This window comes from Sphingomonas flavida (assembly GCF_036663655.1).
Classification (GTDB): domain Bacteria; phylum Pseudomonadota; class Alphaproteobacteria; order Sphingomonadales; family Sphingomonadaceae; genus Sphingomonas.
The window spans coordinates 25,486-42,153 of the sequence record NZ_JAXOJH010000006.1; the positions used below are offsets into that span (position 1 = coordinate 25,486).

Below are 16,668 nucleotides of genomic sequence, written 5' to 3' on the forward strand. Positions count from 1 at the left end.
CCCTTACCAAGAATAGCGCAGGCTGCCTACAAAGGTCCGCGATGCCCCGTAATAGCAGCCATTGTTGAAGAAACAGCTGGTGATGTGGCGCTTGTCGAACAGGTTGGCGATGTTGGCGGTCAGGTTCAGCCCCGCCATCGCCGGGCTGACCCGGCCGAGATCGTAACCCAGCATCAGGTCGGCCAGCCAGTAATCGGGCGAGGCGAACCGGCGGACGACCGTGCGGCCTGCCGATACCGTGGTCGCGGTGCCGTCCGATTCGCCGACATAACGCACGCCCGCCCCCAGGCTGAGGCCGCCCAGCGCTTGGCCGACGCCCGCCTTGCCCAGGTCGTAGGACAGGAAGCTCGACGCGCTCCATTGCGGCACGCCCAGCGGCCGGGTGCCGGTGACGCCGCTCAACTGGTCGCCGGTGCCAACCACGGGCGATCCTTGCGTCACGCGCGGGTCGTTATAGGTCGCGGCGACCACTACGTCGAAGCCGGGCGCGACCGTCCCGCGTCCGTCCAGTTCGATGCCCCGGATGGCGACCTCGCCGATCTGCACCTGCGCATTGGTGGGCACATTACCGGTGCCCGCGCGCGGATCGGCGACCGGCACGTTGCGGCGGCGCAGGTCGAAGGCGGACAGGGTGAACAGCGCGGTGGTGCCGCGCGGCTGGTATTTCAACCCGGCCTCATATTGACGACCGGTGACGGGGATGAAGTTGCTGCCATCGGCGGTCGCGCCCGCCTGCGGCTCGAAGCTCTCGGAATAGCTGACGAAGGGCGAGAGGCCGACCTTCGTCTCGTAGAGCGCGCCCAGCCGCGTGGTGAAGGCGGTCTGATTCAGCCGTGTCGCGCGGTTTGTGACCAGATTCCGTGTCGTCTGGTTGTACGTGTCCCAGCGCCCGCTGGCGATCAGTTGCAGCCCGCCGATCGCGATCTGGTCCTGCAGGTACACACCGACCTGATCGCGCTTGGTGTAGTTGTGCGTCTGGTCCATCGGGAAGGTCGGCAGCGGCACGCCGTAAACCGGTGCGAACAGGCTGAGGTTCGGGATGTTGAACACCGGGTTCGCATTCTGCCCGGTATAGAATGCCTGATAATTCTCGCCGCGATTATGCTGCCAGTCGACGCCGCCCAGGATGGTGTGACGGACGGGCCCGGTGTCGATCTTGCCGACCAGGTGATTGTCGATGGTGAAGGTCTGGAACGCCTCGTCCGACCCTCCCCCGCCGCGCTGGAGCGTCGAGAAGTCGCTGTTGGCGTTCGTCCCCGTCCCGCGCGTGACATAGCCCGAGCCGTAGATCTGCCGATAATGCAGCCCGATCGCCAGATAGCGCGCATTGGTCGTCCAGCTCAGCCGGTCGTTCAGGTCATGGCGGAACAGGATCGTCGCCGATTTCTGGGTCCGGTCGAACGCTTCGTACGAAGGCTCGGACGTGTTGAAATCGACCGGCAACACCCCGAACGGATTGGGCAGCGCCGAGCCATAGACCGGAACGCCGCTATAGGACCCCGATTCGGGATCGCGCTGATAATTGAGGATCAGGGTCACGCTGGTCGCCTTGTCGGGCGCGAAGGTCAGCATGGGCCGTGCATAATAGCGGCGATTGGCAGTGTTCTGGATGAAGCCGTCCGACTCCTCGGCACCCGCGATCATGCGGAACAGCCAGCGTTCGTCGGCGTCGAGCGGCTGGTTGACGTCGATGCTGGAGCGGAGCAGCGCGTAATTGCCCGCCGCCAGTTCGATCCGCCCGCCCGCGCCCGCATAGGGCAGCTTGCTGGTCAGGTTGATCAGGCCGCCCGGCGTGCCCGAGCCATAGGTGACGCCCGCCGGGCCCTTCACCACATCGACCGATTCGACCAGATGGAAGTCGACCTGCGGGCTGGCATAGACCCCGCCGAGCAGCCGCATCCCGTCCATGAAGATGCCGGGCGCGAAGCCGCGCAGGAACAGCTGGTCGTAGCGGGTGGCGACGTTGCCGCGCTGGTTCGGCGCGACACCCGCGACATAGCCCAGCGCCTGGTTGATCGACTGCGCGTTGCGACGGGTCAGTTCCTCCTGGTCGATGACCGCGATCGTCTGCGGCGTGGCGATCAGCGGGATGTCGGTCTTGGTGCCCGACGCCGCGCTGCGCTTCTCGCGTTCGCCCTCGACCACGATCTCCTCGTGGCGCAGCCGCTGCGGATCATCGTCGGCGGGGGCCGCCACGATCCGGTCGGGCAGGTCCCGGGCCTGGGCCGGAAGCGCATGGCCCAGCATCGCACCCGTGGCACAGGCCGCCAGCAACGATCCGCGAAAAGCTCGCATTAATTTTCTTCCGCTATTGATAGTGACTATCAACTGCTGCTAGGAGCATGTCATCAACATGACAAGGGGCAAACGTCGTTGCCATCGCGCCAAGCCATTGACGAACAAGCCGAACGCCACTGGCGGACGGGATTCGCCATGGCGTGGCGCTGGGTCACGGCGGTAGTCGGCGGTTATGGATTCGCCTGCACCGCCGCGATGCTGACCGCGCGTATCCTGCCCGCCACCGATCCGCTGGCGCGGGTCGAGGTGACGGGCTGGCCGATGATCCTGTCCTTCCTGGTCTATGCCGGAATCGGGCTCTGGTCGCTGCACGAGGCGCGGCTGGCACGGGTGAGCGCGGTCGTCTGGGGCGGCGCGCTGGTCATGGCGGCCCTGCTGAAACTGCTGGGCGTGCGGCCGTGAGCGAGGCGCATACGGGGCCGCAGCGGGCGCTGCGCCAGACCATGGCCTGGGCGCATGGCTGGCTGGGGCTGATCGCTGGGTGGATCCTGTTCACCATGTTCCTGACCGGCACGGCGGCCTATTTCCGCCCCGAAATCACCCAGTGGATGCAGCCCGAGATCCGCGCGACCGCGGCGACTCCGGCGCAGGCAGCCAGCTCGGCGGTGCGCTATCTGGCGCGAACCGGGGCGGACGACCTGCAATGGTATATCTACCTGCCCGACGCGCGCACGGTCGTGACCCGCGTCTTCCGCGTCCCCGCCAAGCCCGATCCCAGGGCGCGCGGCAGCGAGCTGGACCTCGATCCCGTCAGCGGTACGCCGCTGACCGCGCGCGATACGCGCGGCGGCGAGCATTTCTATCGCTTTCACTTTCAGCTCCAGCTGCCGCACCCCTGGGGCCGCTGGCTGGCGGGGATATGCGCGATGGCGATGCTGGGCGCGATCATCTCGGGCGTGATCACCCATAAGCGCATCTTCGCCGACTTCTTCACGCTGCGCTGGAACAAGGGGCAGCGCAGCTGGCTCGACGCGCACAATGTCTCGGCGGTGCTCGGCCTGCCCTATCATGCGATGATCACCTATACCGGGCTGATCACCCTGGTGACCATGTACATGCCGTGGCCCGTGATGGTGAACTACGCCAAGCCCGCGCAGTTCGCACAGGCGGCGTACGGCACGCCCGAAGACCTGCCCGCCACCGGCGTGCGCCGCCCGCTCGTCGCGATCGCACCGCTGGTCCGCGATGCCGAGCAGCGGCTGGGCGGCCCCGCCACCCGCGTCATCATTCAGAATCCGGGGGACAGCGCCGCGCGCGTCACAGTCGCGCTCACCACGCGCGGCGCGATCAGCGCGCGCACGCCGACCGTCACTTATGACGGTGCGACCGGCCGGTTCGTGGCGCGCAGCGGCGACCCCGCCTCCGCGATCCAGACCTCGGGCGTCATGCTGGGCCTGCATCTGGCGCAATATGCCTCGACGGGCCTGCGCTGGGCCTATTTCGTGCTGGGCCTGACCGGAGCGGCGATGGTGGGCACCGGCCTGCTGCTATGGACCGCCAAGCGGCGCAAGCCGGGCACGACGCCGTTCTTCGGACTGGTGCTGGCCGAACGGCTGAACATCGCGGTCATCGCCGCCTTTCCCAGTGGCATGGCCGCATTCCTGCTGGCCAACCGGCTGATCCCCGCCGAGATGGCCGGGCGCGCCGATGCGGAAGTGTCGGCGATGTTCTGGACCTGGGGGCTGCTGGCCCTCGCGCAGCTCGGCCTGCCGGCGCGGCGCGCCTGGACGCTGTTGTTCGGCCTTGCCGCCGCACTGTGGGCAGGAATCCCGGTCGTCAACGCGCTGACCACCCCGCGCTGGTTCCTGCCCTCGCTGCTCGACGGCGACCGGTTGTTCCTCGCCTTCGATCTCGCCTGCCTGGCCATCGGCATCGGCTTTGCCGCCGCCGCCCGGCTCAGTGCCCGCCCCGCCCCCAAAGCCCCCGGCCGGTCGCGCCGGTCCATGGAGCCCGCCCATGCTTGATACCATCGCCCTCTGCTTCGTCGGCTTCTGGCTGCTCGCCGCCGGTTCCTATCGCCATGCGCGCGAGGCGGGGACGTTGCACGATGCGCGGTTGCGCGGCGGGCTGAAGCTGCTCGGCGCGGCGGCGCTGCTGGTCGCGCTGTCGGCCTGCGGCACGGGGATCACCGGCGAACGGATCGTGCGGATGTTCGGAGCCGCCTCGATCGCGGGGGTCGCGCTGAACCTGCTGCTGTCGGTGCGCGCTGCGGCGGCGTTCGCGCCGCTTCGCGCGATCAACCGGCTTGCGGGTCGAACACGGACCAGCCCGTCCGCTGCACCAGCCGTTCGAGCGCCAGCGTACCAAGCTGTGAATTCCCGCGCGCGTTGAGCCCGGGCGACCAGACCGCGATCGAGGCACGGCCGGGCACGATCGCCAATATGCCGCCGCCCACCCCCGACTTGCCCGGCAGGCCGACGCGGAACGCGAACTCGCCCGAGCCGTCATAATGGCCGCAGCTCATCATCAGTGCGTTGATGCGCCGCGCGCGTTGCGGTGACACGACCGAGCGTCCCGTCCCCGGATTGACGCCCCGCGCCATCAGATAACGCCCGGCCAGCGCCAGTTGCCGACAGCTCATGGCCAGCGCGCAGAAGTGGAAATAGACGCCCAGCACCCGCTCGACCGGGTGATGCAGATTGCCGAAGGCGCGCATATAATGCGCCAGCGCCTGGTTGCGGTGGCCCGTCTCCATTTCGGCTTGGGCCACGGCGGCGTCGATGACGATGTCGTCCTCCCCCGCCAGCGCGCGGACGAAGCGCAGCATCTCGCCGATCGCCTCGCGCGGTTCGTGATTGCCTAGCAGCATGTCGGCGACGACGATCGCGCCCGCGTTGATGAACGGGTTGCGCGGGATGCCCTGCTCCGTCTCCAACTGCACGATCGAGTTGAACGCGGTCCCCGACGGCTCGCGCCCTACCCGCCGCCATAGCTGGTCGCCGACCGCGCCCAGCGCCAGGGTCAGCGCAAAGACCTTGGAAATGCTCTGGATCGAAAAGCTCTGCTCGGCATCGCCCGCCAGATGGCACTGGCCGTCCGCCTCGACGATGGCGATGCCGAAACGGTGCGGGTCGATATCTGCCAGCGCCGGGATGTAATCGGCGGGTTTGCCCCGATCGGGGGCCTCCGCCATCTCGGCTGCGATCTCGGCGACGATGGCGGACAGGTCCATGGCCCCGTGGTGCCGTGCGGGCGCGGCTTTGTCGAGCCGCCGCGAACCCGTCACAAACCCGCGCTAGGGCACGATCGCTTCCTCCCAAAGCACTGACGGACCGACAACAGCATCATGCGCGACAGGGACACGACCCCGCCCGCCCCCGGATTCTGGACGCTCGCCCGCGTCGAGGGGTGGGAGCGTTGTGCGATCCAGGGTGCGAAATCGCTGCTCACTCTGTTCCTCGTCACCGACCTGTTGGGGCGCGGCGGTCCGGTCATCGGGCTGGCCGCACTGCGCGCTGGTATCGAGGGGGTGACGGGCGCGCATGGCGACATCGCCTTCGCCTCGCAGCTTTACGGTCTGTACGGTGCGCTGACCTATCTGGTCCTGCCGATGGGCGGATGGATCGCCGACCGGAGCGGGCGGCGGCGGCCCGCCATGTATGCGGGCGCGGTACTGATGACGCTGGGGCTGCTGGCGCTCGCCAGCCGCACATGGGCGCTACCGGGGCTGGCGCTGCTGATCGGCGGCATCGGCTTGCTCAAGGGCAATCTCGCCGCCGAGGTGGGGGCGCTGCGCGGGCGAGCGGCGGGTGAGCGGCTTTACGCGGCCTATCTGGCGTTCCTGAACGGCGGCGCGCTGCTGGGACCGTTGATCGGCGGATGGTTGGCGCTGCGCTTCGGCTTCGCCGCCGCCTTTGCCGTGATGGCGGCCAGCATGATCGCGGCGATGCTGACGCTGCGCACCGCGCCGCCGGTCCGCCTGAGCGAGGCGCACGAGACGGACCGCCACCACACCGACTGGCCGCGCGTCATCCTGGCCATCACCGCCGTGACCCTGTGCTTCTGCGCCTATGAACAGCTGACCAACATGGTGCTGCTGTGGGCGGAGCAGCGGGTCGACCTGACGCTGGGCGGGCTGACCATCCCGCCGACCTGGCTGGCGGCGGCGGACGGATTGTTCACCATCGCACTGGCGCTGCTGGCCTATCGCCTCTGGCCCCGCCTCTCCCGAGAGCCGGGCGCGGCGCACAAACTGGCGGCCGGGGGGATCGCGATGGCGCTGGCCTATGGGCTGCTTGCAGGACTGTCGGGGGGTGCGCAGATCGGGCTTCCCGGTCCACTCTGCGCGGTGCTGCTGCTGTCGATCGGCGTCGTCCTGTCCTGGCCCTCCGCGCTGGCGATCGTCGCCGCCGCCGCGGCCCCGTCCCGGCGCGGGCTGATGACCGGGCTATTCTATCTCCACGGCTTCGTCGCGCATCTGGTGGTGGGGCAGTTGGGCACGCTCTATCCGCGCATGGACAAGCCGCATTTCTGGTTGATCCATGCCGGTTTCGGGATCGCGGGCACCGCCGTCGCGCTGCTGATCCCCCGGGCTCAGGCGACCACCACCTCCACCGCGGCCAGCGCTTCGGCATAAGCGGGCGACAAGGGCGCGTCGGTCACCAGCATCGCCACCGCGTCCAGCGCGGCGACCTGGATCGTGCCGGGCCGGTCGAACTTGCTCTGGTCGGCGGCGATCAGCGTGCGGCGCGACCGCGCGATCATCATCCGGCACACCGCCGCCTCACCCGCATGATAGTCGGCAAAGCCATGGTCGAGATTGACCGATTCCACCGACAATATGGCGAGCGCGGGCGTGAACATGCTCAGATACTCGCGCGCGGTGGCGTCGAAACAGGCGCGATATTCATAATCCATCTCGCCGCCCGCCAGCATGATGCGATTGTCGTTGCGCCCGCCCAGTTCGGCGGCGACGCCGACCGCATTGGTGATGACGGTCAGCCCCTGGTGATCGCGCAGCGCCCTGGCGACATAATGGCCCGTCGTGCTGGCATCGAGATAGACGGCCTGGCCGTCCGCGACGACTTCGGCGACGGCGGCGGCGATGCGCTGCTTGGCCTCGGCATGGCGTTGCAGGCGGGTGGCGAAGGAGCCCTCGTTCTCGACCTTGGCGATGCGCACCGCGCCATGCGCGCGCACGACCGTGCCCGATGCCTCCAGCACGCGCAGCTCGCGCCGCACCGTCTCCTCCGACACCGACAGCGCCTCGGCCAGTTCGCCGATGCCGTGGAACCCGCCTTCGGCAAGGTGCGCCACGATCTCATGCTGGCGGCGCTGGCGTTTCATCATGTCGGGCAGATCCTATCGTTCGGCTCATGCTAACGTGCGACCATGTGGTCAGGAACCCCGCACAAAACCGCCGACGACACACGGAGGTGCCGTCGGCGCAGGTGCGCTCCGGTGCCCACGGGGGGCGCGAACACCGGATCGGGGAGGGTATAAGTTCAGAAGGCGTAGGTCAGGTTGAGCATATAGATACGCCCCGTCTCGACATAGCCGCCCTTGCGGTCGTTCGAGAGGTACGCCTTGCGCTCGCTGGTCGTCGCCCAATAGCTGTGTTCGTTGAACAAATTCTGCACCGATACGCCGACCGTCAGGCCCGAGGGCAGGACATAGTTGACGATCAGGTTCGAAATGGTCGTCGGCTGGATATACGTGTCGGGACGGCTGGAGCGCAAGTCGTACAGGCGGTCGCCGGTATAGTTGTAGTTCCACTCCGCCGACAGCGGGCCATGGGCATAGAATAGCGCGGCATTGTACATGATCTTCGGCGCCTGGGTCATGCGCTGGTCGCGCATCTGGCCATTGACGAAGACCCGCGCATTGGCACGCTGCACCGTGACATTGGCCTGGAGACCCAGCCCGTCGAGTAGCCCCGGCAGACCTTTAAGCGAATAACGACCGAACAGCTCGACGCCGTAGATCTTGCCGGTGGCATTGGTGGTCAGGCTCGACACCTCGACCCCGCCCTGCTGTTCCGACTGGGGATTGCCCCAGATATTGTAGTCGCCGCTGGCGTTGGTGGTGCCGGTCGCGAACAGGACGTGGTTCAGATCCTTGTAGAAGGGGCTGATCGAGAAGAAGTCGGTGCCCTGCCCCTTATATTCGACCGAGGCGTCGTAGTTCCACGAGGTCTGCGCATCCAGGTTCGGGTTGGGAATGAACACCCCCGTCACCTCGCCCAGGTCGTTGCGCGAGACGCTGGTCGGGCCGAGCAGCAGGTCGAAGGCCGGGCGCGAATAGCTCTTCCGGATCGACGCGCGGATGACCATCGCGTCATTGGGCCGGTAATTGGCGATGATGCTGGGCAACCACTGGTCGTAATCGCGGCTCGAGGTCGCGAAACCGGCCGTGTTGCCCCGGTCCTGCCAATAGGTGCCCTTGAACCGGTTATATTCGTAGCGGACGCCCGGCACGACCTGAAGGTCGCCGAACTGCATCGTCGCCATGACATAACCCGACAGCCGGTTCTCACGCCCGTCGAGCCGGTTTTCCTTCAGCTTGACCGGGTCCAGCCCGGCAATCTTCGGGCTGGAAAGCTGGCGGACCTGGTTCTCGATGTAATTGGTGTCGATCAGGAAGATCGGCACCTGCGCGGCGTTGTTCATGAACCCGCCGAGCAGTTGGCCGGGCAGCGAGGTCAGGACCGGGCCAGTCGCGGCATAACGCGGCGAATTGCTGCCGTCCGCATTGGGGAAGGTATATTGCAGTGCGCCGTCATCACCCAGCGCGTTGGCGTAGCGCTTGGCATCCTCGACCTTGGCACCCGCCGAGATCGACACCAGCCCCTGGTCGGCATGATGCCAGGTGGTGTCGAACTGCCCCTCCAGGCGGCGTTCCCAGGTATTCTCGAACTGCTGGGTGACATACCACTGACGCAGCTTGGACAGGTCGGTCAGGTAGGCGCGCGCGGCGTCGGTCAGGACGACCTGCGGGAAGGTGCGCTGCCCGATCGAGGTGACCATCCGGTACGCCGCCGTGCCGGTATTGTCGGCGGTGCCGATATAGGGACGACCCGCAAAACCCGACTGGATGCGCAGCGGATAATCCTGCGACCCGCGCGAATAGGCACCGTGATAGTCGAAGGTGAAGTCGCCCGAGCGGGTCTGGCCGCCCAGCTTGGTCGTCACCAGTTCCTGCTTGCTGTGCTCGGTGCGGAAGTAATGCGTCGCGGTCAGGCCGTAATCGGCGCGGTATCCGGCGGCGTCGTACGAGCCGTTACTGGGGTTCGGGTTGATCTGGTCGGGGGCCAGGCTGGTCTGGCGCAGCGCGGTCTGGTCCATCCAGCTCTTGAGGTTGTACCGGCCATAGGTGGAGTGCAGGTACAGGTCGGTGCCTTCGCCTTTCCAGTCGAGGTTCAGCGTACCGCCCATCCGCTCGATACGGTTACGGAACGACTGCCACTGGGCACCGCGCGCGAACAGATTGTCGAGATTGTCGCGGATCATGCCGGGGATGTTGTTGTTATACTTCTCCCAGTCGTGCTGGACCGCGGTCGACTCGCCCAGCACATGCTTCAGGCCGTAATAGGCCGAGGCATAGATGCCGAAATCGCCGATACGCTGCGCCGTCTCGACCTGCGCGGTGCCACCCCAGGGATCCTGGTGACGCGCATCGGCGCGGCCCGCCAATTGGCCCTGGAGACGGATCTGGGTGCGATGATTGGGCAGGTCGAAGGCGGTGATCGGCACCATGTCGATGATGCCCGCGATCGCGTCGCCGTCATATTTGGCGGTCGGCGCCTTGTCGACGCGCACCGTCTGGAGCGAGAAGGGCGACAACAGGTTCATCGAGATGGCGCGGGTGCGCGCATCGGTCTGCGCCAGCCGCACGCCGTCGAACGAATAGGCGTTGTACGAGGTGTCGAGACCGCGGATCGAGACATATTGCGCCTCGCCCGTCGCCGCCGCGTTGCGCGACTGGTCGACCGACGAGCTGATGCCCGGCAGGCGGGTCAGCAGGTCGGCCAGGTTCTGCTGCGGCTGGAGGCGCAGTTCCTCGCCCGAGACGACGGTTGCCAGCGACTGGCTGCGCAGCTGTTCGTCCTGCGCATCGACGATGGCCTGGCGATGCCCCTTGACCACCACCTCTTCGCCGGTCTGCGGATCGGGTTCCGTCGTGACCGGCTCGGCGACGACGGGCGCGACGGGATCGGCGGCGAAGGCCGGTGCGGCGACAAGCAGCGTGGCGGCCGTGGTGCACAACAGGCGCACGACATGCGCCCGCTTGAACGAAGCGGTCATGGTATTTCCCCCTGGAACGATCATGCTGGCGGCGCCTCGGGGCGCCTTCGATGGCTCCGCTAGGGACCGCCTGTGACAGCGCGATGACTTATTGACCGAATTTTGATGACTTCGGAACTTTATGTCGGAAGCACGGCCTGCCTGTCATCACCTGCCCGGCAATGTCACAGTCCTGACCCGGAAATGCGCCAGGGACATGGGCGATGACCGTCCTTTCCTCCACCGCCCGTTCGGTGCGCTGCGCACTCGCCCTCCTCCTCCTCGGTGGCGCGGCCGCCGCCGATGCCCGGACCACGCCCCCCGCGCCGGCGGATATGACGCTGGACCGCGTCGTGATCCTGATGCGCCACGGCGTCCGGGCACCGCTGGACGGTGAAGTGCCCAAGGGCACCCGGACCGCCGCGCCATGGCCGCACTGGACGACTCCCGAAAGCCAGCTGACCCCGAACGGCGCCGCCGCGCTGGTCGTCGAGGCACGTGCCGACCGTGCCGACTGGGTCGCACGCGGCCTGCTCTCCGCCAGCGGCTGCCCGGCGATCCGCATCCGCACCAACAGTTCGTCGCGCACGATCGCGAGCGGTGAGGCCTATGCCAGGGGTTTCGCCCCCGACTGCGCCATCGCCGTCGCCCACAACCCGATGGACCAGGTCGACCCGCTGTTCGAACCGCTGCGCGCCCGCGCCACGCGCTTCGATGCGGCGGCGGCGGTGGCCGATATCGACCGCTTTACCGGCGGCATGGACGCGCTCGTCGCGCGCCACCGCGACGGGCTGCGCCTGCTGGAGCGGGTGCTGGGTTGCCGCGAGGCCAAGGGATGCGATCCGGCGGGACCCGCCCGGCTGACCCCCTCGGCCGACGGGCATGGCATCGACCTGACCGGGCCGATCCGCACCGCCTCGGGCACCGCGCAGGTCCTGCTGCTGCAATATGCCGAAGGAATGCCCCCCTCGGTCGGCGGCCTGCCGGTTGATGCGACGGTGCTGACTCGGTTGGGGGCGCTGCACGCCGCGCTGTTCGACGTCTATTCGCGTTCGCCCTATATGGCCGCGCACCAGTCGGCGGCGTTCGGGCGGCACATGATCGCCGCGCTGACCGCCCGCGACGATGCCAAGATCGACATGCTCGTCGGCCACGATACCAACGTCACCGCGCTGGCCGCGCTGCTCGGCTTCGATCTGGTTGCGCCGGGCTATGCGGCCAATGACGCGGCACCGGGCGGCGCGATCCTGCTCAACCGCTGGCAGGACCGTTCGGGCAAGTCCTTCGTCACCGTCACCTATCGCACCCAGTCGCCCGCGCAGATCCGCGCCCATGCCGGTGCCGTCACGGTGACGCCGGTGCAGGTGCGCGGCTGCCCGGTCGCGGCCCCCTGCCCGCTCGACCGCTTCGTCACGCTGTTCGGGGAGCGTCTGGCTCCTTTGGCGGGGTAAGGCTTGCCAGCGCGCATTTGCCCGGTAGGGCGGATGCAGTCACGCTTTGGAACATGCCCATGAGTCTGCACCTGCTGTTGGTCGAGGACGACACCGCCTATGCGCAGGGGCTGGCGGCCGAGCTGCGCGCGCTCGGCCACCGGATCGAGCATGTCGGCGACGGGCGGCTGGCGCTGGCCGCGATGGACCGCGAACAATATGACACGGTCATCCTCGACCGGATGATGCCGCGCCTCGACGGGCTGTCGGTGGTCGAGGCGCTGCGCGCACGCGGCATCACCGTGCCGGTCATCATGCTGACCGCGCTGTCCATGGCCTCGGACAAGGTCGACGGGCTGGAGGCGGGGGCGGACGATTACGTCGTCAAGCCGGTCGCCGCCGAAGAGCTGAACGCGCGCATCCATGCGGTGATGCGCGGCCGCCGCTGGACCACGAGCGAGAACGACACGATTCGGGCGGGCGACGTGGTGGTCAGCCCGGCCAGCTTTCGCGCCTGGCGCGGCGGCCAGCCGATCACGCTCGCCAATCTGGAACTGAAGCTGCTGGCCGAACTGGCCCGCCATGCGGGCGAGGTGCTGACCCGTGCCATGCTGATCGAACGGGTCTGGGGCTATGATTTCGAGCCGGAGACGAACATCGTCGACGTCTATATCCGCCGCCTGCGCATCAAGCTGACCGAAGGCGGCGGCGCCGACCCGATCGAGACGATACGCGGGATCGGTTATTCGCTGAAACCATGACCGCGCGCGCGATCCGGCGAATCTCGCTGCCCGGCCTGACCCTGGCCGTGCTGGCGCTGTTCCTGATCGCGACGGTCGCCACCGGCATTTCCGTCCTGGCGACCAATCGCATGACCGTGGCGCATCTGGTCGACCGCCGGGTCGATGCCATCGCCGACCTGGTGCTGGAACGCGATCCGGGCGAAGGCCTGCCCGGCACCGATATCCTGCTGGCGCGGATCGACGCGCTGTCGCGGCAGCGCGATACCGGCGATGTCGGCCTGGCGTTGACACGTGCCGACGGCCGGTGGCTGGGCGGCAATATCCGGCTGCGCCGCAGGCTGCCCTCGGGCCGGTCCGATCTGCGCACCGACGACGGCATCATCGGCCTGTCGCATGGCCGGGCGCTGGTGCGCGATGCGGGCGCGGGACGACGGCTGATCGTGGTGGCGGAAACCGAACCGTTCGACAGCTATCGGGAGATGCGCACCCGCAACTACCTGATCGGCTTCGGCTCGATCATCCTGGTCGTGCTGGGCGGGATGACCGCCTTTGCCCTGCTGGTGGCGCGCCGCATCGGCGATCAACGCGCCACGGTCGACGCGATCATCGCGGGCAATATCCGCCACCGTGTGCCGGTGACCGGATCGGCCGACGAGTTCGATCGCCAGGCCGCCGCCTTCAACCGGATGCTCGACCGTATCGCCGAGCTGATGGAGGCGATGCGCGGCCAGTCCAACGATATCGCCCATGACCTGCGCACCCCGCTGGCCCGATTGCGCGGGCAACTGTCCGCCATGGTGGCCGATGCGCGCGACGACGACCAGGCGACCCGCGCCGCCGCCGCGCTGGCGCAGTGCGACACGCTGCTCGCCATGTTCGCCGCGCTGCTGCGCATCGCCGAGATCGAGGGCGGTGAACGGCGTGCGGGCTTTGCCCCCTTCGACCTGTCGGCGCTGGTCGAGGAGACCGCGACGATGATGATCCCGGTCGCCGAGGATGCCGGGCACCGGTTGCGCGTGGCGGTGGACGTCGCGATGCCGGATTTCGTCGGCGACCGGCAATTGCTGACCCAGGCGCTGGTCAACCTGATCGGCAATGCGATCAAATATGGCGCGGCGGGCGGTGCGATCCGCGTGTCGCTGGACGCTAGCGAGGACGATGTCGCCCTGCGTATCGCCGATGACGGTCCCGGCATCCCGCCCGAGGATCGCGCCCGGGCGCTGCGCCGCTTCGGACGGCTCGATTCGTCGCGTGCGCAGGCGGGGCATGGCCTGGGCCTGCCGCTGGTCGCGGCGATCGCGCGGCTGCACGGCGGGCGACTGGTGCTGGACGATGCGAAGCCGGGACTGGTTGCTTCGCTGATCCTGCCGGGACGCTGACCTTCCTCCCTCTCCTGCAAGGGGAGGAAGGATCGACAAAAAAAGGGCCGCCCCGAAGGGCGGCCCGAAAGTCGGGAAGGGAACCCGATCAGGTTTAGAAGCGAACCGTACCCTCCAGGCCGATGGTGCGCGGCGGGTTGAAGTTCGCATAGTCGCCCAGCGTCGCGGCGTTGGCGGCCGAGCGGCGATAGATGAAGGTGTTGTTGAGCAGGTTGCGGCTCCACAGCGAGATGGTCATCTTCGTGCCGTTCTCGGTGAGCGGCAGGTCGGCCAGCGCGATGCGGCCGTTCATCACGAACGTCTTGTCGGTCCGCGTCGTCTCGTTCTGGAAGCTGTAGACCGGGTCGGCATAGTTGCCGTCCAGGTGGAAGCGGACCTTGGCCTCCGAACCCACCAGCGGCACTTCATAATCGACATAGGCCGAGGCGGCGTTGCGCGGCGTATAGACCACGAACACCTGGGTCAGCGCGCCGCCCAGGAAGGGGTTCGGCGTCGCCGGCACGTTGGTATAGGTATAGGCATAGGACGCGCCGACCGTCATGCCCTCGATCGGGTTGGTGGTCAGGTCGGCCTCGACACCGCGGATCTTGGAGGTGCCCGGCGCATTGCGGGTTTCCTCGGTGTGCAGGTTGTAGGTCGGGCTCGCCGGGTTGGTGTCGACATTGTCGAAGTCGATCTGCGTGCCCGTGCGGTCCATGATGTACCCGGCCAGGTTCAGGCGGACGCGCTTGTCGAACAGGTCCATCTTCGACCCGATCTCATAGGCCTTGACCGCTTCGGCACCGAACGCCGCGAAGGTCTGCGACCGGTCATTGGCACCGCCCGCGCGGTAGCCGGTCGAATATTTCGCATAGAGGTGGACGGTGTCGCTGGCGTCGAACGCCGCGGTCACCATCGGATCGAAGCGGCTGTTGTCGAAGGTGAACGGGAAGTTGGTCGACTTGCCCTGCACCAGGTACAGCGTACCGTTGCGCTTGTCCTTCGTGTAGCGGCCACCGACCGTCAGGTGGAAGGCGTCGAAGCTTTCCGGCGTATAGGTCGCCTGCGCGAAGGCGGCATAGCTATAGGCGCGGGCGAAGCTGCCGCGTTGCAGGAACAGCGAGCCCGGCGCCCAGCCCTGGTTGCCCGAGGTGACGGTGCCGGTCACGATCGGCGACAGGACGGTATAGCCGGTGCCGTCGGCATTCCACTGGTTGCTCGACGGGGTCGCCGCCGTCTCGCGCGCATTTTCGGTGAAGTAGAACAGGCCCGCGACGTAATCGAGCTGCGGCAGGCTGCCCACCGCCTGGAATTCCTGGCTGAACTGATGCTGCTGCATGAACGAAAGGCTGTAGCGGCTGAACTTGCTGTTCGGCAGGAACACGGTGCGGTGCGCGCCGCCCGAATTGTCCCACTGATCGGTCGAGACACCGCGCCATGCGGTGATCGAGCGCAGCTCCAGGCCCGGCGCCACGTCATAGTTCAGCTTGGCCGAGAAGCCGTGGGTGCGGTCCAGGCTGTACTGCTGCGGCACGCCGATATCGGCGGTCTTCATGCGGTTGTCGCCCGACACCACGACCAGCGGCGACAGCGGCGCGATGGTCCCTGCGGGCAGCTTGCCGCCATTGGCGTTGATCTGCGCCAGCGTCGCGACGGGCAGGCCGCGCGGGTTATAGTTGACGAGCTGGCTGTAGAAGGGCGTGTTCTCGTCCTTGGCCTGATCGTAGGACAGTTCGGCCGAGAAGCCGTCGACCGGCTTCCAGACGGCGGCGACATGGCCGCCGACGCGGTTAAACGCGCCCCAGCCCACGCTGCCCGGCAGCGGGTTCTTCACGAACGGGTTCTGGTGCTGGATCACGCCGTCCAGCTTGATCGAGATATTGTTGAACTCGGGCAGGTTGACGTGCGCGGCGGTGTTGTACGCGCCGTAATTGCCGAAGCCTGCGGTCAGCGAGCCGCCGAACTTGCCGGTCGGCTTGGCGGTGACGATCGACAGCGCGCCGCCCTCGGTATTGCGGCCGAACAGCGTGCCCTGCGGACCGCGCAGCACTTCGACGCGCTCGATGTCGAACAGCGCGGCGTTCAGGCCCTGTGAGCGGCCGACATAGACGCCGTCGAAATAGACGCCGACGCCGGTGTCGCGCGCGGTCTGGTTCTGGTCGAAGGGCACGATGCCGCGGATACCGACGGTCAGCGCCGACTGGCGCGCCTCGAAGGTGGCGACACGCAGCGACGGCACCGTGCCGTCGGCCAGGTCGAGCAGGCTCTGGACGTGGCGGTCCTTCAGGACGGTCGGATCAATGACCGAGATCGCGATCGGTGTCTTTTGCAGGCTGGTCTCGCGCTTGGTCGCGGTGACCACGATTTCCTTCAGCTGGCCGCCATCGGCGGGATCGGCGACCGTCGGATCGGCGGCGGGCGCGTTGGTCGCGGTCGGATCGGCCGGCTTGGCATCGGCGGCGAAAGCGGGTGTGCCCGCCACGGCCAGAAGCGCGGTGCCGCCCAGCAGCGCAGCGCGAATGAAGTTGCTGTTCATGGTCTTGTTGTTCCTATCCCCCGATCGACCTGCCGGTCGTCGCTAGCCGCGCGGATAGGAGGGCTCGAAGAAGCTGGTGTT

General features: G+C 67.6%; 12 protein-coding genes. 7 read left to right on the top strand and 5 right to left on the bottom strand.

Annotated elements, in window-relative coordinates:
* Window positions 1-3: 3 nt before the first annotated feature.
* Window positions 4-2,295 carry a TonB-dependent siderophore receptor gene (locus U1703_RS08525; protein ID WP_332785343.1) on the bottom strand — a complete coding sequence of 764 codons (2,292 nt, stop codon included), beginning with the start codon at window positions 2,293-2,295 and terminating at the stop codon, window positions 4-6.
* A 138-nt stretch (window positions 2,296-2,433) separates the two neighbouring features.
* Between U1703_RS08525 and U1703_RS08530 the strand changes: the two genes are divergently transcribed.
* Genes U1703_RS08530 through U1703_RS08540 form a run of 3 tightly spaced genes read left to right on the top strand, consistent with a single transcriptional unit; the run spans window position 2,434 to window position 4,629 of the window.
* Complete coding sequence (locus U1703_RS08530; protein ID WP_332785344.1) at window positions 2,434-2,700, top strand: hypothetical protein; 267 nt, start codon at window positions 2,434-2,436, stop codon at window positions 2,698-2,700.
* Window positions 2,697-4,262, top strand: a complete 1,566-nt coding sequence (locus U1703_RS08535) for a PepSY-associated TM helix domain-containing protein (protein WP_332785345.1) — start codon at window positions 2,697-2,699, stop codon at window positions 4,260-4,262. Before U1703_RS08530 ends, U1703_RS08535 begins: the two co-directional genes overlap by 4 nt.
* Window positions 4,255-4,629 (top strand): DUF3325 family protein, encoded by a 375-nt coding sequence (locus U1703_RS08540; RefSeq protein WP_320453121.1) that lies wholly within the window; start codon window positions 4,255-4,257, stop codon window positions 4,627-4,629. Before U1703_RS08535 ends, U1703_RS08540 begins: the two co-directional genes overlap by 8 nt.
* On the opposite strand, the gene U1703_RS08545 is transcribed toward U1703_RS08540, so the two are convergent.
* On the bottom strand, window positions 4,535-5,470 hold the full coding sequence (locus tag U1703_RS08545) for a glutaminase (protein ID WP_320453120.1): 936 nt from the start codon (window positions 5,468-5,470) through the stop codon (window positions 4,535-4,537). The two genes, U1703_RS08540 and U1703_RS08545, sit on opposite strands and share 95 nt — an antisense overlap.
* A gap of 114 nt (window positions 5,471-5,584) precedes the next feature.
* On the opposite strand from U1703_RS08545, the gene U1703_RS08550 reads away from it, so the two are divergent.
* A complete protein-coding gene (locus U1703_RS08550) occupies window positions 5,585-6,874 on the top strand; it encodes an MFS transporter (protein WP_332785346.1) in 1,290 nt (429 codons plus the stop codon).
* Here U1703_RS08550 and U1703_RS08555 read toward each other — a convergent pair.
* Window positions 6,832-7,587, bottom strand: a complete 756-nt coding sequence (locus tag U1703_RS08555) for a DeoR/GlpR family DNA-binding transcription regulator (protein WP_320453118.1) — start codon at window positions 7,585-7,587, stop codon at window positions 6,832-6,834. The two genes, U1703_RS08550 and U1703_RS08555, sit on opposite strands and share 43 nt — an antisense overlap.
* 155 nt (window positions 7,588-7,742) lie before the next feature.
* Window positions 7,743-10,541 (bottom strand): TonB-dependent receptor, encoded by a 2,799-nt coding sequence (locus tag U1703_RS08560; protein WP_332785347.1) that lies wholly within the window; start codon window positions 10,539-10,541, stop codon window positions 7,743-7,745.
* 203 nt (window positions 10,542-10,744) lie between these two features.
* On the opposite strand from U1703_RS08560, the gene U1703_RS08565 reads away from it, so the two are divergent.
* Genes U1703_RS08565 through U1703_RS08575 form a run of 3 tightly spaced genes read left to right on the top strand, consistent with a single transcriptional unit; the run spans window position 10,745 to window position 14,072 of the window.
* Window positions 10,745-11,971 (top strand): histidine-type phosphatase, encoded by a 1,227-nt coding sequence (locus tag U1703_RS08565; protein WP_332785348.1) that lies wholly within the window; start codon window positions 10,745-10,747, stop codon window positions 11,969-11,971.
* A 59-nt stretch (window positions 11,972-12,030) separates the two neighbouring features.
* Complete coding sequence (locus tag U1703_RS08570; protein WP_332785349.1) at window positions 12,031-12,711, top strand: response regulator transcription factor; 681 nt, start codon at window positions 12,031-12,033, stop codon at window positions 12,709-12,711.
* Window positions 12,708-14,072, top strand: a complete 1,365-nt coding sequence (locus U1703_RS08575; RefSeq protein WP_332785350.1) for a sensor histidine kinase — start codon at window positions 12,708-12,710, stop codon at window positions 14,070-14,072. The genes U1703_RS08570 and U1703_RS08575 overlap by 4 nt, the downstream gene beginning before the upstream one ends.
* 94 nt (window positions 14,073-14,166) lie before the next feature.
* Here the strand turns inward: U1703_RS08575 and U1703_RS08580 are convergent, their stop codons facing one another.
* The gene (locus U1703_RS08580; RefSeq protein ID WP_332785351.1) at window positions 14,167-16,587 is read right to left on the bottom strand and encodes a TonB-dependent receptor; all 2,421 of its coding nucleotides are present in this window, start codon (window positions 16,585-16,587) and stop codon (window positions 14,167-14,169) included.
* Between the last annotated feature and the right edge of the window lie 81 nt (window positions 16,588-16,668).